Origin of the sequence: Catellatospora methionotrophica, assembly GCF_011297335.1 — a bacterium.
In the GTDB taxonomy this organism is placed as follows: domain Bacteria; phylum Actinomycetota; class Actinomycetes; order Mycobacteriales; family Micromonosporaceae; genus Catellatospora; species Catellatospora methionotrophica.
In genome coordinates, this window is the sequence record NZ_JAAOTJ010000006.1 from 235,201 (window position 1) to 257,521 (window position 22,321).

The window sequence follows — 22,321 nt, forward strand, 5'->3', positions numbered from 1 at the left end:
AAGCACCCCACCGCACAACAGAACAGCACCCCGTCCGCAGCGGCCGAGATCGGAGTCCTCTCGATGACCGGTGACGCCCGTACGGCCGCCCCGCCCGAATCGGCGGGCCCGCCGGCTGCCCGCGTGCTGCGGGTGGACCTGTTCACCTGGCTGGCCGCCCTGCGCGGGCTGCTGTCGCGGCCGCTGGCCTCGTACTACCTGCTGCTGGCCAGCGCGGGCCTGCTGCTGATGATCGGCCTGGCGATGGTCTACTCGGCCACCAGCGTCGCGGCGTACAGCGCCAGCGGCAACGCGTTCGCGGTCATCGCGCAGCAGGTCATCGCCGCCGTGGTGGGCCTGGCCGCGTTCTGGGTCTGCCAGCGGCTGCCGCGGCGCACCTTCCGGGCGATGGCGCCGGTGGCGCTGACCGTGTCGATCGTGCTGCTGGTGCTGATGGACGGCATCGCGCTGCTGCACGCGTCCAAGGCGCTGCCCGAGCCGCGCATCGGTTTCATCCACTCCGAGACGCTGTGGCTCTACATCGGCCCGATCCAGTTGCAACCCTCCGAACTGGCCAAGTTCGCGCTGGTGCTGTGGGGCGCGGACGTGCTGACCCGCAAGGGCAACTCGATCGTACGGCTGAAAGAGCTCTTCACCCCGCTGTTCCCGCTGGTGGGCCTGCTGTTCGTGCTCGTCGGCTACACCGACCTGGGCACCATGCTGTGCCTGCTGATCCTGTTCATCGGCCTGCTCTGGGCGGCGGGCACGCCGATGCGCTACTTCGGCATGCTGATCGGCACCGGCCTGGCCGGCATCGCGCTGCTCATCGTCGCGCCGGGCCTGGGCGGTTACCGCTCGGACCGGTTCGGCGCGTTCTTCCAGACCGACGCCGAGATCATCACCTGTACCGCCAACGACGACACGTGCTACCAGTCCAAGCAGGGTCTGCTGGCGATCTCCGACGGCGGCTGGTTCGGGGTCGGGCTGGGCAAGTCCAGCCTGAAGTGGAACTGGCTGCCCAGCGCGCACAACGACTTCATCTTCGCGGTCATCGCCGAGGAACTGGGCGTGGTGGGCTGCATGGTGGTGCTGTCGCTGTTCGCCGTGCTGACCTTCACCGGGCTGCGCATCGCCCGCCGGGTCAACGACCCGTTCCGGCGTATGGCGGCCTGCGCGGTCACGCTGTGGCTGGTCGCGCAGGCCGTCATCAACATCGGCGGCGTGGTCAAGCTGCTGCCGATCACCGGGCTGCCGCTGCCGTTCATCTCCGACGGCGGCACGGCCCTGGTGGTGACCCTGGCGGCGGTCGGCATGCTGGCGTCGTTCGCCCGCGCGGAGCCGGATGCGGCCCGAGCCCTGCATGCCCGTCCGGCCCCGAAGTGGGCCCAGCTAGTGTGGGCCCCGTTGCCACCCCTGCCGTCCCCGGCGCGACCCGCCGACGCGGCGGCGTCGCCGACCGCGGCGACGGGGGTGGCCAAGGCGCGCGAGCCGCAGGCGAAGGAGCCGGTCTCGCGCACCGCGGGACAGTCCCCGGGGGACCGCCGTTCGGGCGGTGCGCCGGGACGGTCCGGCAAGACGAGTGGCCCGGGTGAGAGGAGACGGTGATGGTGTCAGGTGACGGCCGGTTGCGGTCGGTGGTGCTGGCCGGTGGTGGCACCGGCGGGCACATCTACCCGCTGCTGGCGTTCGCGGACTGTCTGCGCCGCCACGACCCGGACGTGCGCATCACGTGCCTGGGCACGCCGCGCGGCATGGAGACGGAGCTGATCCCGGCGGCCGGCTACGACCTGCGGCACATTCCGGCGTACCAGCTGCCCCGCTCGGTGAACATGAACCTGCTGCGCACCCCGGACCGGATGTTCCGGTCCACCAAGGCGGCGCGCGCGGTCCTGGACGAGGTCGAGGCGGACGCGGTCGTGGGCTTCGGCGGCTACGTCTCCGTCCCGGCCTACCTGGCCGCCTGGCGGCGGCACACGCCGATCGTGATCCACGAGGTGAACGTGCCCGCCGGTGTCGCGAACAAGATGGGCATGCGCTTCACCGACCACCTGGCGGTCGGCTTCCCGCACCAGCCGCGCCAGGACGAGTCGCTGCGCGGCGCGACCGTGGTCGGTGTGCCGCTGCGGCAGTCCATCACCACGCTGGACCGGGTCGCGCTGCGCGAGCGGGCCCGTGCCCACTTCGGGCTGGACCCGCACCGCCCGACGCTGTTCGTGTTCGGCGCGTCGCAGGGCGCCCGCTCGATCAACCTGGCGGTGGCCGCCTCGGCGAAGGCGCTGACCTCGGCGGGCGTGCAGGTGCTGCACGTGATCGGCGCCCGCAACGAGGACTTCGACGTGCCGAGCGACCTGGCCGCGCCGTACGTGCGGGTCAAGTTCATCAACGAGATGGAACTGGGCTACGCCGCCGCCGACCTGGCGCTGTGCCGTGGTGGCGCGATGACCTGCGCGGAGACGGCCGCGCTGGGGGTGCCCGCGATCTACGTTCCGCTGCCGTACGGCAACGGCGAGCAGCGGCGCAACGCGCTCCCGGTCGTTGAGGCTGGTGGTGGACTTATCGTCGACGACGCCGAGCTGACCCCGCAGTGGATCGAGCAGAACGTGCTGCCGCTGGTGACGGACCAGGCCAGGCTGGCCACGATGGGCTACGCGGCGGCGGCGTACGGGCGGCGGGACGGCGACGAGCAGTTGCGCTCGTTCCTGCTGAACGCGCTGGCGACGGCGAAGCGAAACTAGGGAGGCGTGCAGTGGAGACGGCGGAGATGATCCCGGCGGGTGTGCTCACCGCGGAGGACCTGGGCCGGGTGCACATGATCGGCGTCGGTGGCGTCGGCATGAGCGGACTGGCCCGGCTGCTGCTGACCCGCGGCGTGCCGGTGTCCGGTTCGGAACTGCGCGAGTGGCCCGCGCTGGCGGCGCTGCGGGCGCTGGGCGGCACGATCTACATGAGCCACGACGTGTCGAACCTGGACGGCGTGGACACGGTCATCTACTCGACCGCGATCCCGGCCGACCACGTGGAGCTGGCCGAGGCGCGCAGGCGCGGGCTGCGCGTGCTGCACCGCTCCGAGGCGCTGGCCGCCTCGATGACCGGGCGGCGCACCATCGCGGTGGCGGGCACGCACGGCAAGACCACCACCACCTCCATGATCACCCTGATCATGCAGCAGGCGGGGCTCGCCCCGTCGTTCGTGATCGGCGGGGAGATCTCCGAGGTGGGCTCGAACGCCCACCACGGCACCGGGGAGTTCTTCGTCGCCGAGGCCGACGAGAGCGACCGGTCGTTCCTGCTGTACCGGCCGCACGTGTCGATCATCACGAACGTGGAGGAGGACCACCTCAACACGTACGGCACGCTGGCCAACCTGGAGGACGCGTTCGTCGAGTTCGGCACCCTGGTCGAGCCGGACGGCTTCGTGGTCACCTGTGCCGACGACCCGGGCGCGACGAGGGTCGCCGCGCGGCTGCGCGAGCTGGGGCGCACCGTGTTCACGTACGGCGAGTCGCCCGAGGCCGACCTGCGGCTGACCGACATCACCACGACCGCCGCGGGCGTGCGCTACCTGGCCTCGCTCAACGGGCAGGCGCTGGGCGAGTTCTCGATGCCGGTGCCCGGCCGCCACCTGGGCCTCAACAGCGCCTCGGCCGTGCTGACCGCGCTCAAGCTGGGCGTGGACCCCGAGGTGATCGCGGCGGGCCTGGCCGCGCACCCCGGCGTCCGCCGCCGCTTCGAGCTCAAGGGCATCGTCAACGGCGTACGCGTCTACGACGAGTACGCCTACCACCCGACCTCGATGACCGCCGCCCTGCACACGCTGCGCGAGGTGGCCGGGGACGGCCGCCTGGTGGTGGTCTTCCAGCCGTACCGGATGTACCGCACCCGGGACCTGCAGGAGGAGATGGCCACCGCGCTCGGGCTCGCCGACGAGGCCGTGATCATGGAGGTCTTCGGCCCCGGCGAGGTGCGCGAGCCGGGCGAGGGCGGGGTGGCGCTGACCGCGGCCGTCCCGCTGCCGCCCGAGCAGAAGATCTTCGTGCCGTCCTGGGAGGACGTGCCGGGCGAGGTGGTCCACCGGGTCCGCGAGGGCGACGTCGTGGTGACCATGGGCGCGCCGCCGATCTCGCTGATGGGCGACGAGCTGATGGCGGCCCTGGCCGAGCGCGGCGACCCCATCTCCCCGAACGGGTACGTCGCCCGCCACGCCTCACCGGACGCGCGAGAGCTGGGCTGATGCCGGAGGGGTCGGACGCGGGCGACGGATCGCGGCGGCGCTGGCGGCTCGTACGGGCCGGCACCGACGCCGTTCCGCCGTGGGTTCGGCAGTTCATGCGGCGTACCCGGATCCCGCTGTCGCGGGCCGGCCGGGTGCGCCGCAACCGGCAGATCGTGGCCCGGCTCGGCCTGGCCGCCGGCGCGCTCACCGTGGTCGGCCTGCTGGGCTGGCTCGTGTTCGCCTCCCCGGTGCTCGGGGTGCGCGAGGTCTGGGTGGAGGGCGTGCTGATCCTGGAGCCCGACCAGGTGCGCGCCGCCGCCGCGGTGCCCGGCGGCACGCCGCTGGCCCGCGTGGACACCGAGGCGGTGCGCGCCCGGGTGGCCGCGCTGGCCCCGGCCCGGGAGGTCACCGTGTCCCGCAGTTGGCCGTCCACTCTGGTCATCGAGGTGGTCGAGCGGACGCCGGTCGGCGCGGTGCCGCACGGAAACAAGTATGATCTATTCGATGATCATGGTGTGATCTACCGTACGGTCTCCAGCGTCCCGTCCGGAGTCGTGCGGGTGCAGTTGGCGACGCCGGGCCCGCAGGACGTCTCGACCCGGTCCGCGCTGGAGGTGCTGCGGTCGCTGACCAAGCGGCTGCGCTCCCAACTGGTCACCCTGGTCGTCGAGGGACCGGCCCGGATCCGGCTGGAACTGTCCGGGGACAAGGTCGTGACCTGGGGCGACGCGGAGAACAGCGACTGGAAGGCGAAGGCGGCGGACTCCCTGCTGGCCAAGCCGGACAAGCGCATCGACGTCAGCGGCGCACCGGAGGTCGTGACCCTCGGCTGACCGGTTCCGCGGCGCTCGGCCGCGGTGGCGTGCGCGAGGTCTCCATAGTGGAAGGCGAGACACGCCGCAGTGGTCCTTGGATCACAGCGTGCCGACGCTTACGTTTCCGTACAAGACAATGATTGACATAACCGTAAGGCTCTAGTAGAGGTTTAGGGTTCCCACCCCGCACCGCTGCCGGAGTGGCAATGACCGGAGTTCCGCCTCCGCCATTGCGGCAAGCAAGGCCGGGTGGGGGCGCAGCCCTCGCCCTTGTGGCACCAGAGCCTCGAAGGAAGGGTCCGATGACACCTCCGCACAATTACCTCGCGGTCATCAAGGTCGTCGGCATCGGCGGCGGTGGCGTCAATGCCGTCAACCGCATGATCGAGGTCGGCCTCAAGGGCGTGGAGTTCATCGCCATCAACACCGACGCGCAGGCGCTGCTGATGAGCGACGCCGACGTCAAGCTCGACGTGGGCCGGGAACTGACCCGCGGCCTGGGCGCCGGGGCCAATCCCGACGTGGGCAAGAACGCCGCCGAGGACCACCGCGACGAGATCGAGGAGGTGCTCAAGGGCGCCGACATGGTCTTCGTCACCTGTGGCGAGGGCGGCGGCACCGGCACCGGCGGCGCGCCCGTGGTGGCCAACATCGCCCGCAAGCTGGGCGCGCTGACCATCGGCGTGGTCACCCGGCCGTTCTCCTTCGAGGGCAAGCGCCGCCAGGTCCAGGCCGAGTCCGGGATCGAGGAGCTGCGCAACCAGTGCGACACGCTCATCGTGATCCCCAACGACCGGCTGCTGGCCCTCGGCGACCGCGGCATCACCATGATGGACGCGTTCCGCCAGGCCGACCAGGTGCTGCTGTCCGGTGTCCAGGGCATCACCGACCTGATCACCACGCCGGGTCTGATCAACCTCGACTTCGCCGACGTGAAGAGCGTCATGAGCGGCGCGGGCAGCGCCCTGATGGGCATCGGCAGCGCCCGCGGCGACAACCGCGCGGTGGAGGCGGCCGAGCGCGCCATCTCCAGCCCGCTGCTGGAGCAGAGCATGGACGGCGCGCGCGGCGTGCTGCTGTCCATCGCGGGCGGCTCCGACCTCGGCCTGTTCGAGATCAACGACGCGGCGCAGCTGGTCACCGACGCGGCCCACCCGGACGCGAACATCATCTTCGGTGCGGTCATCGACGACGCGCTGGGCGACGAGGTGCGGGTCACCGTGATCGCGGCCGGTTTCGACGGCGGCTCGCCGTCCTACAAGCCGGTCGAGATCCCGCGCAAGGTCACCCCGCCGGTCGAGGCGCCGACCCTGCGCCACCCGACCCCCACCAGCACGCCCCCTGCCCAGTCCCAGCGCAAGGTCCTCTTCGACGACGTAGACGTGCCGGACTTCCTGAAGAACGGTTCGTAGTTCTTCAGGAGCAGTCGGCTCGGCCTGAAGAACGGTTCGTAGGCAGCCGGTTTCGGCCGAAGATCGCTGTTTCGGGTCAGAAGGTGCGGTCAGGCCGCAGATTTTGCCACGAAATGGCGATCTTGACGGTCGAGGGGCGGTCGTGAGCGAGGCTCCGGTCATGCGGTAAGAACAGCATGGCCGGAGCTTTCTTCGTACCTGGAGTGGATCTTGATGGACGAGCAGCGGCGCGGGCAGATCGCGGCGAACCTGGCGGCGGTACGCGAGCGCATCGCCGCCGCGGCCGCGAAGGCCGGGCGCGATCCGGCCGAGATCACTCTGGTCGCGGTCACCAAGACCTACCCCGCCGCCGACGTGCTGCACCTGGCCGCGCTCGGGGTGGCCGACGTGGGGGAGAACCGCGACCAGGAGGCCGCCCCCAAGGCAGCCGAGACGGCCGCCGCAGGGGTGGACCTGCGCTGGCACTTCATCGGGCAGCTACAGCGCAACAAGGCCCGCTCCGTGGCCTCGTACGCCGCGATGGTGCACTCGGTCGACTCGGTGCGGCTGGCGGACGCCCTGGGGGCCGCGGCGGCGCGGGCGGCGCAGGAGGGCCGGCCGGGACCGCTCGACGCGCTGGTCCAGCTCAGTGTGGACGGTGATCCGGACCGGGGCGGCGCGCTGCCCGCCGGTGACGATCCGGATCGGGCGATGCTGCGGGTGGCGCGGGCGATCGCCGGCTCGCCCGCGTTGCGGCTGCGCGGCGTGATGGCGGTGGCCCCGCTGGACTGGGCGCCCGATCGGGCCTTCGCCGAGGTGGCCCGGTGCGCCGCGCTGGTGCGGGCGGAGTTTCCTGATGCGACGGTCGTATCCGCGGGTATGAGCGACGATCTCGACGAGGCCGTGGCGTGCGGCGCGACACATGTGCGCATCGGCAGCGCATTGCTCGGAATGCGACCACCCCTGCGGTAGCCTGGCGGCTGGCACCGAAATTACACGAGTGTGGTTAACCCACGTGACTGATGATGACGTGCAGCAGGCACTGGCTTGGTGGCGGGCTTTGATAGAGAGCTGGTGTCTGCGCGAGAGCGGCACAGGCACGGGGGTTTGTGCCGCACGGCGGACGGAGGGGCGCGGCAATGGGCGCACTGCGTAAGGCGGGTGTGTGGCTCGGGCTGGTCGAGGACGATGACGAGCACGAGTACGACGAGCCTGCCTACGACAAGGGGTATTCCTCCGGTTACCGCGACCGCGGAGGTCGCCGCGGCGACCGGGCGGAGGATCGGTACTCGCGTGACGGGGGCCGGTACAACGACGACTTCGAGGACGATGACGACCTCGACGAGGCGCCGTCGGTCCCGCGTACCCGGATGGCGGCGGACCGCAGCGGTTCGGCACGCCTGGAGGCGGCGCGCGAGTCGGCGCGGGCGGAGGCCACCCGGCTGAACGTGGAGGCACGCCTGGAGGCGGCGCGGGCCGAGCGGGCCACGGTCCGCCCGATCACCCGTCCGCTGACCGCGGCGCCGTCCACGGGGTCGGCGATGAGCGGGGGCACGACGGCGACCCGGGACAACCTGGCGCTCGCGCCGCAGGCACAGCCGCAGCAGCGGGTGGCGGCCACGGCGGACGACGACCGGCGGCCGCAGATCACCACGCTGCACCCCACCACGTACAACGAGGCGCGGCAGATCGGGGAGCGGTTCCGGGACGGCACACCGGTGATCATGAACCTGACGGAGATGGACGAGGCGGACGCCAAGCGTCTGGTTGACTTCGCGGCGGGACTCGCATTCGGGTTGCGGGGTACGATCGAGCGCGTCACCAACCGGGTGTTTCTGCTCTCACCGGCCAACGTCCAGGTAACCGCCGAGGACAAGGCCAAGATCGCCGAGGGCGGGTACCTCAACCAGAGTTAGTCCTAGCGAGGGACTCCGACTGTCGTGTTTTCGCCTGTGCTGCAGGTCGCGTACCTCGCGATCTACATCTTCTACCTGGTGCTCCTGGCCAGGTTCGTGCTGGGTTACGTGCTCTCGTTCAGCCGGCGCTGGCAGCCTGTGCGGGGGTCCGCTGCCGCGCTCGAGGTCGTGTGGAGCGTCACTGATCCGCCTCTCAAAGCGTTGAGGCGTGTGATCCCACCGTTGCGCATTGGTACCGTGAGCATCGACCTGAGTTCCATCGTCCTGTTGATTATCCTTTTAGTGCTGATGAACATCGTCGAGAAACTGATCTAGGGTGACCCCCACCCGAGGATCGGGTTCTCAACGCGGCCGCGACTGACCCGAGGAGTTTCGATGCCGCTCACCCCGGCCGACGTGCACAACGTCGCCTTTAAAAAGCCTCCGATCGGCAAGCGGGGGTACGACGAGGAGGAGGTCGACGCCTTCCTCGATGAGGTCGAGCGCGAACTCGCCCGTTTGATCGAAGAGAACAGCGAACTGCGCATGCAGGTCGAGCGCGGCGGCGGTGGCCGCCAGCCGGTCGGCCCCGGCGGCCCCGACCCGCGTCTGGCGGCGGAGCTGAACGAGATGAAGGCTCAGCTCGACCGCATGCAGCGCGACAAGTCCGCGGCCGAGCAGGCTGCCCGCGCCATGCAGAACGAGCTGGAGCAGCTGCGCGGCGGCGGCATGGCGGCCGCGGCGGCGATGTCCGGCCCCGAGGGCGAGCAGCAGGCGCTGCGCGTGCTCATGATGGCCCAGCGCACCGCCGACGACCACGTGTCCGACGCGCGCCGCGAGGCCGACAAGGTGCTGTCCGAGGCCCGTTCCAAGGCCGAGGAGGTCACCCGGGACGCCCGGGCGAAGGCCGACGCGCTGGAGCGCGACGCCCGCCAGCGCCACCAGGAGGCGATCAGTGGCCTGGACGCCAAGCGCACCGCGCTGCAGCAGCACATCGACACGCTCAAGCAGTTCGAGCGGGAGTACCGTACGCGCCTGAAGGCGTACCTGGAGAGCCAGCTGCGCGACCTCGAAGGCCGCGGTCAGAGCCTGGAGGCCGAGATCGGCCGCGGCGAGGACCGGCCGGCCGGCGGTGGCCTGGCCGCCGCGGGCTCGGGTTCCGGATCCTTCAACGGTCGCTGACCGACCCCGGCCACGTCCCATGGCGGTCCGCGTCGGCGGGCCGCCGGGGACGCGCCGAGTGACGGCGGTCCGACCGCCGGAGTTTCACCCCTCACGCACAGCCAGAGTCACCGCGGCAGCCTCACCCCTCGAACGCTGCCGTTCGCACGGAGATAGAAAACGAGCCTGGGTGCCTCCGAGCCGTGAAACGGCGCGGCGCCCCGGGTTCGCCGGTGCGGGACCCTCCCGCCCCGGTAGCGATACGGCCGGTTCGTGAGCGCTTCCCCCCGGGTGTTGCCCAGGAGCGTGTCCCGGACCGGACCGAACCTGGATCTAGCCGACGCGGCGGGGGTGAGCTGTGATAGTCGCAAGTCTGCTGCTCATCCTCGTTGCCGTTGTGCTGCTCGTGCTGGGCCTCACGGACGGATCGAGCGGTCTGCTCGTCGGTTCGATCGGCACCAGCCTGCTGGCCGCGGTCGCCCTCGTGGTGGGCGCGCGCCAGGCTGCTGCCGCGCGAGCCGCGGCCGGTCTCCTCGACGAAGACGAGGACGAGCAGTTCGACGGTGACGAGGATGACGAACCGGCCGGCCGGCGTGCCGGCGGCCGGGCTGTGGTGCCGCCCCGCGTTCCCGAGCGGGACGACTGGGACGACGAGCCGGTGCGCCAGCCGGTGCTCGGCCGCACCGACACCGAACCCGTGTCCGGATACCAGCAGACCGAGGTCGTGCTGCCGGCGCAGGGTGCGGGCGGGCGGGCCGACGATTTCGACGACGAGGATCCGCCGGACGAGCCGGTGGCGCAGCGGATCTCCCCGGCGGACGCGGCGCGGATCGCGCGGATGTCGGCGGACGTGCTGGTGATCGACGGGCGGCCGCGCTACCACGTGGCCGGGTGCGTGCACCTGCTGGGACGGCCGTGCGAGCCGCTTCCGGTGTCCGAGGCCGTGGACCTCGGGTTCAGCCCCTGCGGCCTCTGCGAGCCGGACAGCGCCCTGCTGGCCGACGCCCGCCGGGTCTGACCGTCACGAAAGCCCGGCGCGCCGTCCTCACGGGTGGCGCGCCGGGGCCGTACAGCGAGGTCCGCCACGATGCCGGAAGGGGCTTCCGGCACAATGGGTCATGGCACGTGATCGGTCCCCGGCGGTGACGGAACCCGCGGTCGTCGCGGTCCGGGTCAAACCGGGCGCCGGCCGGACCCGGGTCGGCGGGGCGTATCCCGGCCCGCACGGCACCGCCCTGATCGTCGCGGTGCAGGCTCCCGCGGTCGACGGCCGGGCCACCGAAGCCGCCCGGCGCGCGCTGGCCGAGGCGCTCGCACTGCCCACCGCCACCGTGTCGCTGCGTACGGGCCTGGCCAGCCGGGACAAGCTCTTCCTGATCGAGACCCCGCCCGCCGATCTGGCGGCGCGGCTGAGCGCGCTGCACGAGGCGGGCCGGTGATCGCGCACCTCGACATGGCCCTGCTCATCGGGGCCGCTGTGCTGCTCGTCGCGGTGGCCGCCGTGCGCTGGTCGACCCGCCTGGGCGTGCCTAGTCTGCTGGTCTACCTCGCCCTGGGCGTGCTGCTGGGGTCCGTGTTCGGCCTGCGGTTCGACGACGCGGAGCTGGTCCGCCTGCTGGGCACCTGCGCCCTGGTGCTGATCATCGCCGAGGGCGGCCTCACCGCCCGCTGGACCACGCTGCGCCCGGTGCTGGCGCTGGCGTCCACCCTGGCCACGCTGGGCGTCGTGGTGAGCGTGGTGGTGGTCACCGTGGTCTGCCACTTCCTGCTGGGCTGGGACTGGCGCACCGCGGCACTGATCGGCGCGGTGCTGTCGTCGACCGACGCGGCCGCGGTCTTCTCGACCCTGCGGCGGCTGCGGCTGCGCCCCCGGCTGGTCGCCACGCTGGAGGCGGAGTCGGGCATCAACGACGCCCCGGTGGTGCTGCTGGTGATCCTGCTGTCGAGCCCGGAGGGCATCGGGCCGTGGTGGCAGGAGACCCTGCTCATCGCGTACGAGCTGGCGGCTGGTGCGGTGATCGGACTGCTGGTCGGGCTGGTGGGCCGTGAGCTGCTGCGCCGGGCCGCCCTGCCCGCCGCGGGCCTCTACCCGCTGGCCGCGGTCGGCCTGACCGTGCTGGCGTACGCGGGCGGCGCGGTGGTGCACGCCTCGGGCTTCCTGGCCGTGTACGCCGCGGGCGTGGTGCTGGGCAATTCACGCCTGCCGCACCGGCAGGCGATCCTGGGGTTCGCCGACGGCCTGGCCTGGCTGTCCCAGATCGGCCTGTTCGTCCTGCTCGGCCTGCTGGTCTCGCCGCCCGGCCTGGTGGAGATGCTGGTGCCCGCGGTGCTGGTGGGAGTGGTGCTGACCTTCCTGGCCCGGCCGATGTCGGTGCTGGTCAGCGCCACCGGGTTCGGGGTGGGGTGGCGGGAGCAGGTGTTCCTGTCCTGGGCGGGGCTGCGGGGCGCAGTGCCCATCGTGCTGGCGACGATCCCGCTCGCGCAGGGCGTGCCGGGGGCGGAGGCGCTGTTCAACATCGTGTTCGTGCTGGTGGTGGTGTTCACCATGGTGCAGGCGGGCACGCTGCCCGCGCTGGCGGTCCGGCTCGGGGTGACCGCGCCGGGGGAGGCCACCGAGCTGCGGGTGGAGACCGCCCCGCTGGACCGGATGCACGCCGAACTGCTGCAGATCGAGGTGCCGCCGTCGTCCGGCCTGGCCGGGGTGCACCTCGACGAGCTGCGGCTGCCGGTGGGGGCGTCGGTCACGCTGGTGCTGCGAGACGGTGCCGGATTCGTGCCCGATCGCGACACACGGTTGCGAACGGGTGACAGTCTGCTTATTGTCGCCACCGAGGCGGTACGCGACGACGCCGAGCGGCGGCTGCGTGCCGTGAGTCGGCGTGGCCGGTTGGCCCACTGGTTCGGAGAGGACGGCCGAGAACGCGGAGACTAGGTGATATCGTCCCTTTTGCCAAATTCATCAGAAAGGGACGGTCGGCGCGGCAATGCCCGCCACGGCCGCGATGAACCGCGCCTTTTCTGTGGATACTCCGGGTCGCTCCGGGGTACTTCCAGGAATTCGGCAGGCAGTGCGTGGCATGTTTGTGGACCGTCGATACGTTCCGTATTCTTGCCAGCCTATTGGAGTGCGCGCCGTGAGCCGCGCGCCCGTTTTGCATCTGGGGGACGCCATGGCCGAGAGGGCAGGCGGGAGTAAGACCGGAGCGGCGGCGAAGAAGGCCGTCGCGAAGACCACCGCGGCGCCCAAGCGCTCCGTGAAGACAGTGGCCGCGGGGGCGGCCACGGCTAAGGGGGAGACGGTGACGGCTACCTCAGACAGCACCACCGCCAAGCGCGCCGCCAAGACGGCCGCGCCCGTGCGGAAGGCGGCGGCCAAGCCCGCCGCGGCGGCCGCTGACGCCAAGAAGTCGGCGCGCGCCACCACCACGGCCACCCGGCGGCCCGCCGCCGGGACGGAAGAGAATCCCCCCGCCCAGGCAACGCCGAGCGCCGCCACGACCGCGGCCGAGGGAGCGACCATGGTCAAACCTGCCGAGTCCAAGACCGCCAGCCGTACGGGCGCCAAGGCGACCGCGGCGAAGAAGGGTGATCGCAGCGCCGCGGAGACCGAGAAGATCCGGGTAGCACTCACCGCGCGCCGTGACGAGCTGCAGGAGGAGTACGACCACACGCTCGTGGAGATCGCCGAACTGCAGCGCGACCGGCTCACCGACTCGGCCGGCGACGACCAGGCCGACACCGGCACCAAGACGTTCGAGCGCGAGCAGGAGATCACCCTCGCGAACAACATCCTCGAGCGGATCACCCAGGTCGAGCGCGCCCTGGAGCGCCTCGACGAGGGCAGCTACGGGTGGTGCGAGAAGTGCGGCAACCCGATCCCGGTGGAGCGGCTGGCCGCGTTCCCGTCGGCCACCCTGTGCGTGACGTGCAAGCAGCTGGAAGAGCGCCGCTGAGGGCCGGTTCCCGGCCGGGACAGCCGACCCGGCATGATCGTACGAAGGGGCGCGTCCGCGCCCGGTGACTTGGGGAGTGTGTCGGTGCAGCAGGACAACCAGCGGGAACCGGAGCACTCCCCACCTCGGATCGGGCGTGGCAAGGCCCTGACGGTCTTCGCGGGGATGGCCGTGTTCGCGCTGGCGCTGGACATCGCCACCAAGGAGTGGGCGACCAAGCTCGACCCGCAGGAGCCGATCAAGGTGCTCGGCGGGGCGGTCTACATGTCGCTGACCCGTAACAGCGGGGCGGCGTTCAGCCTGTTCGCCGACCACACCTACATCTTCCCGATCATCGCCCTGGGCGTGCTCACCTGGATCGGCTTCATGGCCCGCCACCTGCGCTCGCTGCCGTGGGCGCTCGCGCTGGGCATGGTGCTCGGCGGCGTGGTGGGCAACCTGGCCGACCGCATCTTCCGGGCCCCGGCCCCGTTCCACGGGCACGTGGTCGACTTCATCAGCGTGCTCCACCCGCACGGCCAGGCCTTCCCGATCTTCAACGTCGCGGACATGGCGCTGGTCGGCGGCGTGAGCCTGGCCATCCTGCTGGAGCTGCTGGGCCGCCAGCGCGACGGCACCCGCATCACCTCGGACAAGAAGACCGGCGACGAGCCCGCCCAGGCCGTCCCCGCCGACCGTGGCGCCCCGACGTGGTGACCGGCGAGACCCGGTCCCTGCCGGTGCCCGACGGGCTGGACGGGATGCGGCTGGACCAGGCGGTGTCCCGGCTGTTCGGGCTGTCGCGCACCGCGGCGGCCACCCTCGTCGAGGCCGGTGACGCCACCGTCGACGGCGTCGCCCGCGGCAAGTCCGACAAGGTCACCGGCGGCAGCTGGCTGGAGGTGACCCTGCCCGCCCCGCCCACGGCCCCCGTCGTGGTCGCCCAGCGGGTGGACGGCCTGCGGATCGTGCACAGCGACGACGACATCGTCGTGGTGGACAAGCCCGTCGGCGTGGCCGCCCACCCCAGCCCCGGCTGGACCGGCCCGACCGTGATCGGCGGCCTGGCCGCGATGGGACAGACCGTCGCCACCAGCGGCGCGGCCGAGCGGCAGGGTGTCGTGCACCGCCTCGACGTCGGCACCACCGGGCTCATGGTCGTCGCCAAGAGCGAGACCGCGTACAGCGCGCTCAAGTGGGCCTTCAAGCACCGGGAGGTGGAGAAGCGCTACCACGCGGTGGTGCAGGGCCACCTCGACCCGCTGCGGGGCACGGTCGACGCCCCCATCGACCGGCACCCCACGCACGACTGGAAGTTCGCGGTGATGTCCGGCGGCAAGCCCAGCATCACTCATTACGACACGCTGGAGGCCTTCCCCTCCGCCAGCCTCGTCGACGTCAGACTGGAGACCGGGCGCACCCACCAGATCCGGGTGCACTTCTCGGCTCTGCGGCACCCCTGCGTAGGCGACACCACCTACGGCGCCGACCCGACGCTCTCCGCCCGCCTCGGCCTGCACCGGCAGTGGCTGCACGCGCGGGAGCTCAGCTTCACCCACCCCGGCACCGGACTGGAGGTCCGGTTCGTCAGCGAGTACCCACCGGATCTCGCGCAGGCGCTCGCGCTGCTGCGCGAAGCCGGCTGACACGCGCTCGCGCCCCGGCGCGCGAGGCCGGATGAGAGGAACGCGGGATGCGCCCGCAAAGGTTCTTGCGCCATCTGGACCAGGTGATAGTGCCGCGGCTCGCGGGCGGCTTCGTCCGCGTCGCCCGTGGGCGACTGCGGATGCGGCTGCTGACCGCGGCCGCCCTGCTCGGGGTCACCGGAGTGCTGCTGGCGGTCGTGTGGACCGCGCACCGCGGCACCACCACCGTCCCGGAGGCCACGCTCGGCGAGACAGTACAGGTGGGCGTCGTGCAGGGGCAGTCGGTGCCGCTGTACGCCAAGCAGGCCCGCTCGGAGCTGGCTGGGCTGCTCAAGCGCCCGGCGGCCACCCCGGTGGAGACCTACGCCCTGGTCAGCCTCAAGGCGTACCTGGCGCCGGAGCGGCTCACGCCGGTGCTCGGCGGCGTCTCGGTGGTCGAGGTCTACGCCCGCGTGCCGCTGGGCAGGACGTCGACCGCCTCGGTACGCATCCCGGCGTTCAAGATCCCGGAGGACGTGGTGGCCGGTATGCGGCAGGTCGCCGCGCGCCGGGACACCGACGCGGCCGACTTCCAGGGGCTGGCCGGCAAGCTGACCACCGCCGACGCCGAGGAGCAGCGCCTGCGCGACACCTACCTGGGCGGTTCCGAGGTCGCGCGGGCCGAGGCCGAGGCCTACCGCAAGGGCTGCACCTGCGTGTACGCCGCGGTGGTGCGGGCGACCCCGGTGGCGCTGGACCAGATCGCGTCCCGCCCCGAGGTGCGCGCGGTCGACCCCGCGCCCGAGGTGCGCCGGCTGGACCGGGCGGTCTTCCTGCCCCCGCTGCCGGAGCAGGTGGGCCAGCTCGACCCGTCGGCCTCGCCCAGCGCCAGCGCCGCGGCCTCGCCGAGCGCGTCGCCCAGCGCGCAGCCGAGCCGCACGCCCAGCGCCGAGCCGAGCGATCCGGGCGGCGGGCCGAGCGATCCGGGCCCGGCGTCGCCGCCCGCGTCCCCGGTCGCCGAGACGAGCCCGTCGGACGACGGCCCGGCGTCGCCGCCCGCGTCCCCGGCACACGCGCCCTCGGCGGCGGCGTCCGAGGCGGGCGAGGCGGGCTGAGCGCGCGGGGGCGTCCCTCGCGGGTGTCCGCACCCTGCATCGAGTGGCGTCGTTGAGCAGGGGGAGACCCGGATCGCAAGACCTGTTCACCTCTTCTTCGCGGCAATCGGCCGCCAGGGTCTGGAGGTGTGGGTGCCAGAACACATAGGGTGGTCAAGCTGGTGTCGAGGTGCGTAGCCTGGCACACAATTGATCATCGATCACTCTGGCAGGGCGGGGAGGGCGCACACCGTGGAGCGCAACGGGCAGCGGGGCGACGGTCCCACGGCTTGGGGCCGACCCGGCGAGCTGACGCCCGCCGAGGCGACCTCACGCTGGCGGGTGCTGCTCGACCGAGCCCGCGCCGCGCCGCCCCGCGACCCGGCTGAGCCGCCGGCGGGACCGGCCACTGCCAGCCCGGCCGGTCCCGCGTACGGCGCGCCCGCCGGGCGGCTCGAGTGGCGTCCCGCGGCCCGCGCCGACGACGTCGACCACGCCGTGTCGTTGCTGCGCCGGGAGCTGGGCGGCCCCAAGGTGCTGGCGTTCGCCAATCCCAAGGGCGGCGTGCACAAGACCACCGCCACCGTGCTGGCCGCGGCGACCATCGGCAGCGTGCGCGGGCGCGGCGTGCTGGCCTGGGACGACAACGAGCTGCGCGGCACGCTCGGCCTGCGGGCGGGCAGCGCTCGGCACGCGCGCACCATCCGCCACCTGCTCAGCGACCTGCTGGAGATCGAGAACGCGCCGCTGCCCGAGCTGAAGGACCGGCTCGACGACTACCTGCGGCACGCCTCCGACGGGTCCTACGACGTGCTGGCCGGCGAGGAGAACCCGCGCTTCGCCCAGCGCCTGGATCAGCACACCGTGCGCCGGGTGCTGGACCTGCTGTGCCGCACCCACGACATCGTCTGCGTGGACACCGGCAACAATGTGGAGAGCGCCAACTGGCAGACGGTGATCCGCGCCGCCGACCAGCTCGTGATCACCACGGTGCCGCGCGAGGACGCCGCGTTCACCGCCGACTGGATGATCGACCTGCTGCACGAGGTCGGTCTCGGCAAGCTGGCCGAGAACGCGGTGACGCTGCTGTCGTGCGCCACCCCGGGCACCTCGCCGCTGCTGGAGGACCTGCGCAAGCACTTCGCCACGCGTACCCGCGCGGTGGTCGTGGTGCCCTTCGACCCGGCCCTGGAGACCGGCTCGTCGATCGAGTACGGCGCACTCCAGCAGACCACGAAGCGGGCCTGGTTGAACGCGGCCTCGGTGATGGTGGAGCCGTTCGCCCGGTGACCCCGGCCCGCTGCAGCGACCAAGTAGTCAAAGAATTGACCGGTCAACTCTTTGACTGTAGGGTCGGCTGGGTGGACAGGCATTCCTCCGCTGAGAGCGGCACCGCAGCTGACGTCCATGATCCCGCCGAGACCCCTCCGGCGGAGCAGATCAGGGCGGCTGTCGACCGCTGCCTCGACGCCGAGCGCGCGTTGAAAGAACTGCTGGTGTCCATCGATGGCAGCAAGGCGCTGACGCGTAACGAAGTCGCTCGGCTGTGTGAGCGGTGGCGGTCTCGTCCCACCGTGTTGAAGCTTCTTGCCGGCGGCAGCTCCTGGGAGGATGAGCAGAGTGAGTAGCAGTAGCCATGGGCAGTTCGTCCACCTGCACGTTCACACGGAGTACTCGATCCTCGACGGTGCCGCCCGCATCAAGAAGATGATGAAGACGGCCCGTGAGCTGGGTATGCCCGCGGTGGCGATCACCGACCACGGCAACCTGCACGGGCTGTACGAGTTCTTCAAAGAGGCGAAAGCCGCCGAGCTGACCCCGGTGCTGGGCATCGAGGCGTATCTCGCGCCCGGCGATCGCGGTGTCCGCAAGCCGGTGCGGTGGGGCACAGCCGCGCAGAAGGACGACGACGTCTCGGGTTCGGGTCGTTACACGCACGCCACGTTGTGGGCGTCGAACGCCGTGGGTCTGCGCAACCTGATCCGCCTGTCGTCCCGGGCGGCGCAGGAGGGCATGTACGGCAAGCCGCGGATGGACGCCGAGCTGCTCTCCGAGTACGCGACCGGCATCATGGCCACCACCGGATGCCCGTCGGGTGAGGTGCAGACGCGGCTGCGGCTCGGCCAGGTCGACGAGGCGATGGCGGCAGCCGGCCGCTACCGGGAGATCTTCGGCGCGGAGAACTACTTCCTCGAGCTGATGGACCACGGCCTCAGCATCGAGAAGCGGGTTCGGGACGGGCTGGTCGACATCGGCCGGAAGCTCGGCATCCGCCCGGTCGTGACCAACGACTCGCACTACGTCGTGGCCAGCGAGGCGACCTCGCACGACGCGCTGCTGTGCGTGCAGACCAACGCGCAGATCACCGACCAGAAGAGGTTCCGTTTCGACGGCACCGGCTACTACCTGAAGTCGGCGCAGGAGATGTACGCGATCGACTCCTCCGACGTCTGGCAGGAGGGCTGCGCCAACACGCTGCTCATCGCCGAGCGGGTCGACACCACCGACATGTTCAAGTACCACAACCTGATGCCGCGGTTCACCGTCCCGGACGGGCACACCGAGGCGAGCTACTTCGCCGAGCAGGTGTGGGAGGGCATGGCCCGCCGGTTCCCGGACGGGATCCCGCAGGCGCAGCGCGAGCAGGCCGAGTATGAGATCGGTGTCATCAACGACATGGGTTTCCCGGCGTACTTCCTGGTCGTGTCGGACATGATTCGGTGGGCCAAGAGCAACGGGTATCCGGTCGGTCCCGGTCGCGGCTCCGCGGCGGGCGCGATCGTCGCTTACGCCCTGGACATCACCGACCTCGATCCGCTGCCGCACGGTCTGATCTTCGAGCGGTTCCTCAATCCCGAGCGCGTCTCGATGCCCGATATCGACACCGACTTCGACGAAGCCGGCCGGGTCGCGGTGCTGGGATACCTGACCGAGAAGTACGGCGCGGACAAGGTCGCGCAGATCGCGACGTACGGCACGATCAAGGCCAAGGCCGCGCTCAAGGATGCGGCGCGAGTCCTCGGTCACCCGTTCAGCGTCGGTGACCGCATCACCAAGGCGATGCCGCCGGCCGTCATGGGCAAGGACATTCCGCTCTCGGGGATCTTCGACGAGAGCCACCCGCGCTACGTCGAGGCGGCCGAATTCCGGGCGCTGCACGACAGCGACCCGATCGTCCAGGAGGTCGTCGGGGTCGCGAAGGGCCTGGAAGGACTGGTCCGCAGCACCGGCGTGCACGCTGCCGGTGTGCTGCTGTCGTCCGAGCCGCTCATGGACCACATCCCCCTGATGGTCCGCGACGCCGACGGTGCGGTGATCACCCAGTGGGAGTATCCGGTCTGCGAGGCCGTCGGCGCTCTCAAGATGGACCTTCTCGGCCTGCGCAACCTGACGATCATCGACAACGCCGTCCGGCACATCGAAGCCACCACCGGCCAGCGCATCGACCTGCTGTCGCTGACGCTGGACGACCCGAAGGCCTACCAGCTGCTGGCCGCCGGTGACACCCTGGGCGTGTTCCAGCTCGACGGCGGGCCGATGCGGGCCCTGCTGCGGCTGATGCAGCCCGACAACTTCGAGGACATCTCCGCCGCGCTGGCGCTGTACCGGCCAGGGCCGATGGGTGCCAACTCGCACACGAACTACGCGCTGCGCAAGACCGGCCAGCAGGAAGTCGTGGCGATCCACCCCGAGCTCGCCGAACCCCTGAACGAGATCCTCGGGCCGACGCACGGCCTGATCGTGTACCAGGAGCAGGTGCAGCAGGCCGCGGTGAAGCTGGCCGGCTACAGCCTCGGCAAGGCCGACAACCTGCGTAAGGCCATGGGTAAGAAGGTCAAGGCCGTCCTTGACAAGGAGTTCGTGCCGTTCCGTGACGGCATGCGCGTCAACGGGTACAGCGACGAGGCGATCCAGACGCTGTGGGACATCCTCGTGCCGTTCGCGGACTACGCCTTCAACAAGGCGCACACCGCGTCGTACGGACTGGTGTCGTACTGGACCGCTTATCTCAAAGCCAACTACCCGGCCGAATACATGGCCGCGCTGCTGACCTCGGTCGGCGACGACAAAGACAAGATGGCGTCCTATCTCGGTGAATGTCGCCGGATGGCGTTGAAGGTGCTCCAGCCCGATGTCAACGAGTCGCTGCTGGAGTTCGCGCCCGTATCGGGCGACATCCGGTTCGGCCTCGGCGCCATCCAGAACATCGGCGCGAACGTCGTCAACGCGATCGTGCAGTCCCGCCGGGAGAAGGGCGCCTTCGTCTCCTTCGAGGACTTCCTGGCCAAGGTGCCACTGGCCGTCTGCAACAAGCGGGTGGTGGAATCGCTGATCAAGGCGGGGGCCTTCGACTCGCTCGGCCACACCCGCCGCGGGCTGCTGGGCGTGCACGAACAGGCCGTGGACGGCGTCACCGGCGTCAAGAAGCAGGAAGCCAACGGCCAGGACGACCTGTTCGGGCAGATGTTCGGCGCGTCCGACAGCGACCAGCCTGCCGCGATCAAAGTCGTCGGCCTCGACCTGGACAACATCGACTCCGTGGAGTGGGACCGCAAGACCCTGCTCGGCTTCGAGAGGGAGATGCTGGGGCTCTACGTCTCCAGCCATCCGCTCGCCGGCGCCGAGCGGGTCCTGCGTGCCAACAGCGAGATCAGCATCGCCGCCATCGAAGCCGACGAACTGCCCGACCGCCACCAGGTCGTCATCGCCGGCATCCTGACCTCGGTCCAGCACCGGGTCACCAAGCAGGGCAAGCCGTGGGCTTCCATGACACTGGAGGATCTCGACGGCAACGTCGAGGTGCTGTGCTTCCCCAAGGCGTACGAGGTGTTCCGCAGCCACCTGGCCACCGACGCGATCATCGCGGTCAAGGGCAACATCAACCGGCGCGACAGCGGCGCGGCCGTCTCGATGTCCGACATGAGCCTGATCTCCATCGGCGAAGACGACCTGGCCGAGAACCCGCCCGTGGTGCTGCACCTGTCCGCCGACCGGATCCTGAACGACGACGGGTTCCACGACCAGTTGTGCCAGATCACCCGCTCCTACCCGGGTAAGAGCCCGCTCTACGTGAACCTCAAGCATGAGCGCGGCGTCTCACGCTGGGATCTGTGCGTCCAGGTGGCGCCGTCGGTGCCCTTCATGAGCGACATCAAAGCCCTGGCCGGGCCGGGAGTCATCCGCTGACGGCGCTCGCGCCCGGGCCGTCCCGGCACCTGGCCGTCGCCTCGCGATGATCGCTGTTTCGGGTCAGAAGGTCAGGTCTGACCTCACCTTTTGACCCGAAACAGCGATCATGAAAGCGGGGAGTGCGGGGCCGGAAGTGGTTAGACCGGGATGTCGGGTTTGTGGTTGGCGGCCTGGGTGGTGCGTTTGGCGGCGGCGATGTCGGTGTCGGTGGTGACGGTGGCGGCCTGGGAGATGTTGCCGCCCATGGATTCCAGGGCGGTGCCCACCTGGCGCCAGAGGGCCAGAATGTTGGGCGCGATCTCGGCGTAGCCCTTGTCGAGGGCCTTGCCAACGTCGTCCATGCCCCAGGGTTTGGCCTGGCCGGCGGACTCGATGCTCGCGCCGGTGCCGTTGCGCAGGGCGGTCACGTCCTTGCCCGCCGCGGTCATCCGGCTGCCGGCGTCGCGGGCCAGGTCGAGGTCGAGGTGGGTGCCGTCGCCCGGAGGCCAGCTCATCGGGCGGATCGGGATGCCCTCGCTCATCGCGCGGCCCCCGGCTCGTCGCGCGGCTCCGGCCGGTAGTCCATGATGTCGTCGTGCCGCTTGAGCAGGTCGTTCATGTCATTGGTACGCAGGAACGTCACCGCCCCCGAGTCCTGCGGCATGACCTCGGCCATCAGCTGGGACACGCCCGCGCCCGCCGCGTCGGCCGCCCGCGCGACGGTCTTCGTGATCTCCTCGGCCAGCCCCGAGGCGCTGTACGAGCGCAGCGCGGCAGGCTCCAGTTCCAGCTTGACCAGCCGCCCCCGGGCATCGACGGCGACCTTGATCAGGCCGTCGCGCGACTTCTCGGTCGCCCGGTATGCCGCCAGCTTGGTCTGCAGGTCGCCCATCCCGTTGCGCAGCCGCGTGTACTGGTCGTGCACCTGCGCGAAACGTTCCCGCAGGGCCCAGTTGGCGTCGCGATCGGAGCGTTGTGCCACGGCGGCTCCTCCCCTGGTACAGCCGATGCCTGCCGACTGTAGCCGGGATCGGCACGGCGCGCCGC

Annotated in this window: 20 protein-coding genes and 1 pseudogene; 19 read left to right on the top strand and 2 right to left on the bottom strand. The window is 71.0% G+C overall.

All coding sequences use genetic code 11. From position 1 onward, the window contains the following. Positions 1-63 precede the first annotated feature (63 nt). From HAV40_RS17310 to dnaE, 19 genes and pseudogenes are all read left to right on the top strand, one after another. A complete protein-coding gene (locus HAV40_RS17310; protein WP_166382433.1) occupies positions 64-1,584 on the top strand; it encodes an FtsW/RodA/SpoVE family cell cycle protein in 1,521 nt (506 codons plus the stop codon). Further along, the gene (gene murG / locus HAV40_RS17315; protein WP_166382435.1) at positions 1,584-2,714 is read left to right on the top strand and encodes an undecaprenyldiphospho-muramoylpentapeptide beta-N-acetylglucosaminyltransferase; all 1,131 of its coding nucleotides are present in this window, start codon (positions 1,584-1,586) and stop codon (positions 2,712-2,714) included. The genes HAV40_RS17310 and murG overlap by 1 nt, the downstream gene beginning before the upstream one ends. A gap of 26 nt (positions 2,715-2,740) precedes the next feature. Beyond that, positions 2,741-4,210 carry a UDP-N-acetylmuramate--L-alanine ligase gene (murC, locus tag HAV40_RS17320; RefSeq protein WP_166382663.1) on the top strand — a complete coding sequence of 490 codons (1,470 nt, stop codon included), beginning with the start codon at positions 2,741-2,743 and terminating at the stop codon, positions 4,208-4,210. Next, positions 4,210-5,025 (top strand): cell division protein FtsQ/DivIB, encoded by an 816-nt coding sequence (locus tag HAV40_RS17325; protein ID WP_166382437.1) that lies wholly within the window; start codon positions 4,210-4,212, stop codon positions 5,023-5,025. The genes murC and HAV40_RS17325 overlap by 1 nt, the downstream gene beginning before the upstream one ends. A gap of 284 nt (positions 5,026-5,309) precedes the next feature. Beyond that, the gene (gene ftsZ, locus HAV40_RS17330) at positions 5,310-6,419 is read left to right on the top strand and encodes a cell division protein FtsZ (RefSeq protein ID WP_144121468.1); all 1,110 of its coding nucleotides are present in this window, start codon (positions 5,310-5,312) and stop codon (positions 6,417-6,419) included. Between the two features lie 213 nt (positions 6,420-6,632). After that, the gene (locus HAV40_RS17335; RefSeq protein ID WP_166382439.1) at positions 6,633-7,370 is read left to right on the top strand and encodes a YggS family pyridoxal phosphate-dependent enzyme; all 738 of its coding nucleotides are present in this window, start codon (positions 6,633-6,635) and stop codon (positions 7,368-7,370) included. 167 nt (positions 7,371-7,537) lie between these two features. Continuing rightward, positions 7,538-8,314: a cell division protein SepF gene (locus HAV40_RS17340; protein WP_166382441.1), complete on the top strand. Its 777-nt coding sequence runs from the start codon at positions 7,538-7,540 to the stop codon at positions 8,312-8,314. A gap of 24 nt (positions 8,315-8,338) precedes the next feature. Continuing rightward, on the top strand, positions 8,339-8,629 hold the full coding sequence (locus tag HAV40_RS17345) for a YggT family protein (RefSeq protein ID WP_166382443.1): 291 nt from the start codon (positions 8,339-8,341) through the stop codon (positions 8,627-8,629). A gap of 60 nt (positions 8,630-8,689) precedes the next feature. Beyond that, positions 8,690-9,475, top strand: a complete 786-nt coding sequence (locus HAV40_RS17350; RefSeq protein ID WP_166382445.1) for a DivIVA domain-containing protein — start codon at positions 8,690-8,692, stop codon at positions 9,473-9,475. Between the two features lie 337 nt (positions 9,476-9,812). Continuing rightward, on the top strand, positions 9,813-10,472 hold the full coding sequence (locus HAV40_RS17355) for a hypothetical protein (protein WP_166382447.1): 660 nt from the start codon (positions 9,813-9,815) through the stop codon (positions 10,470-10,472). Between the two features lie 100 nt (positions 10,473-10,572). After that, positions 10,573-10,893 (top strand): DUF167 domain-containing protein, encoded by a 321-nt coding sequence (locus tag HAV40_RS17360; protein WP_166382449.1) that lies wholly within the window; start codon positions 10,573-10,575, stop codon positions 10,891-10,893. A gap of 14 nt (positions 10,894-10,907) precedes the next feature. After that, positions 10,908-12,386, top strand: a complete 1,479-nt coding sequence (locus tag HAV40_RS17365) for a potassium/proton antiporter (protein ID WP_409364930.1) — start codon at positions 10,908-10,910, stop codon at positions 12,384-12,386. 586 nt (positions 12,387-12,972) lie between these two features. Further along, entirely contained in the window at positions 12,973-13,407 is a 435-nt protein-coding gene (locus tag HAV40_RS17370) for a TraR/DksA family transcriptional regulator (RefSeq protein WP_166382665.1), read from the top strand. Positions 13,408-13,440: 33 nt separating this feature from the next. After that, positions 13,441-14,103: a signal peptidase II gene (gene lspA / locus HAV40_RS17375; protein ID WP_166382453.1), complete on the top strand. Its 663-nt coding sequence runs from the start codon at positions 13,441-13,443 to the stop codon at positions 14,101-14,103. Positions 14,104-14,147: 44 nt separating this feature from the next. After that, positions 14,148-15,032: an RluA family pseudouridine synthase gene (locus HAV40_RS17380; protein WP_166382667.1), complete on the top strand. Its 885-nt coding sequence runs from the start codon at positions 14,148-14,150 to the stop codon at positions 15,030-15,032. Positions 15,033-15,121: 89 nt separating this feature from the next. Next, the gene (locus HAV40_RS17385; RefSeq protein WP_166382455.1) at positions 15,122-16,126 is read left to right on the top strand and encodes a hypothetical protein; all 1,005 of its coding nucleotides are present in this window, start codon (positions 15,122-15,124) and stop codon (positions 16,124-16,126) included. A 429-nt stretch (positions 16,127-16,555) separates the two neighbouring features. Continuing rightward, positions 16,556-17,395 (top strand): annotated as a pseudogene (locus HAV40_RS17390) (MinD/ParA family ATP-binding protein); the annotation flags it as partial. A gap of 71 nt (positions 17,396-17,466) precedes the next feature. Further along, the gene (locus tag HAV40_RS17395) at positions 17,467-17,733 is read left to right on the top strand and encodes a hypothetical protein (protein ID WP_166382457.1); all 267 of its coding nucleotides are present in this window, start codon (positions 17,467-17,469) and stop codon (positions 17,731-17,733) included. After that, positions 17,726-21,292 carry a DNA polymerase III subunit alpha gene (gene dnaE, locus HAV40_RS17400; RefSeq protein ID WP_239085810.1) on the top strand — a complete coding sequence of 1,189 codons (3,567 nt, stop codon included), beginning with the start codon at positions 17,726-17,728 and terminating at the stop codon, positions 21,290-21,292. The genes HAV40_RS17395 and dnaE overlap by 8 nt, the downstream gene beginning before the upstream one ends. A gap of 140 nt (positions 21,293-21,432) precedes the next feature. Here the strand turns inward: dnaE and HAV40_RS17405 are convergent, their stop codons facing one another. Continuing rightward, the gene (locus tag HAV40_RS17405; RefSeq protein WP_166382461.1) at positions 21,433-21,816 is read right to left on the bottom strand and encodes a hypothetical protein; all 384 of its coding nucleotides are present in this window, start codon (positions 21,814-21,816) and stop codon (positions 21,433-21,435) included. Then, on the bottom strand, positions 21,813-22,256 hold the full coding sequence (locus HAV40_RS17410; RefSeq protein ID WP_166382463.1) for a YbaB/EbfC family nucleoid-associated protein: 444 nt from the start codon (positions 22,254-22,256) through the stop codon (positions 21,813-21,815). The genes HAV40_RS17405 and HAV40_RS17410 overlap by 4 nt, the downstream gene beginning before the upstream one ends. Positions 22,257-22,321: the final 65 nt, after the last annotated feature.

Bases quoted from the DNA above. Each gene is read 5' to 3' on its own strand.
- HAV40_RS17310 (WP_166382433.1), top strand. From the start codon at position 64: ATGACCGGTGACGCCCGTACGGCCGCCCCGCCCGAATCGGCGGGCCCG.
- murG (WP_166382435.1), top strand. From the start codon at position 1,584: ATGGTGTCAGGTGACGGCCGGTTGCGGTCGGTGGTGCTGGCCGGTGGT.
- murC (WP_166382663.1), top strand. From the start codon at position 2,741: ATGATCCCGGCGGGTGTGCTCACCGCGGAGGACCTGGGCCGGGTGCAC.
- HAV40_RS17325 (WP_166382437.1), top strand. From the start codon at position 4,210: ATGCCGGAGGGGTCGGACGCGGGCGACGGATCGCGGCGGCGCTGGCGG.
- ftsZ (WP_144121468.1), top strand. From the start codon at position 5,310: ATGACACCTCCGCACAATTACCTCGCGGTCATCAAGGTCGTCGGCATC.
- HAV40_RS17335 (WP_166382439.1), top strand. From the start codon at position 6,633: ATGGACGAGCAGCGGCGCGGGCAGATCGCGGCGAACCTGGCGGCGGTA.
- HAV40_RS17340 (WP_166382441.1), top strand. From the start codon at position 7,538: ATGGGCGCACTGCGTAAGGCGGGTGTGTGGCTCGGGCTGGTCGAGGAC.
- HAV40_RS17350 (WP_166382445.1), top strand. From the start codon at position 8,690: ATGCCGCTCACCCCGGCCGACGTGCACAACGTCGCCTTTAAAAAGCCT.
- HAV40_RS17360 (WP_166382449.1), top strand. From the start codon at position 10,573: ATGGCACGTGATCGGTCCCCGGCGGTGACGGAACCCGCGGTCGTCGCG.
- HAV40_RS17365 (WP_409364930.1), top strand. From the start codon at position 10,908: ATGGCCCTGCTCATCGGGGCCGCTGTGCTGCTCGTCGCGGTGGCCGCC.
- HAV40_RS17370 (WP_166382665.1), top strand. From the start codon at position 12,973: ATGGTCAAACCTGCCGAGTCCAAGACCGCCAGCCGTACGGGCGCCAAG.
- lspA (WP_166382453.1), top strand. From the start codon at position 13,441: ATGATCGTACGAAGGGGCGCGTCCGCGCCCGGTGACTTGGGGAGTGTG.
- HAV40_RS17380 (WP_166382667.1), top strand. From the start codon at position 14,148: ATGCGGCTGGACCAGGCGGTGTCCCGGCTGTTCGGGCTGTCGCGCACC.
- HAV40_RS17405 (WP_166382461.1), bottom strand. From the start codon at position 21,816: ATGAGCGAGGGCATCCCGATCCGCCCGATGAGCTGGCCTCCGGGCGAC.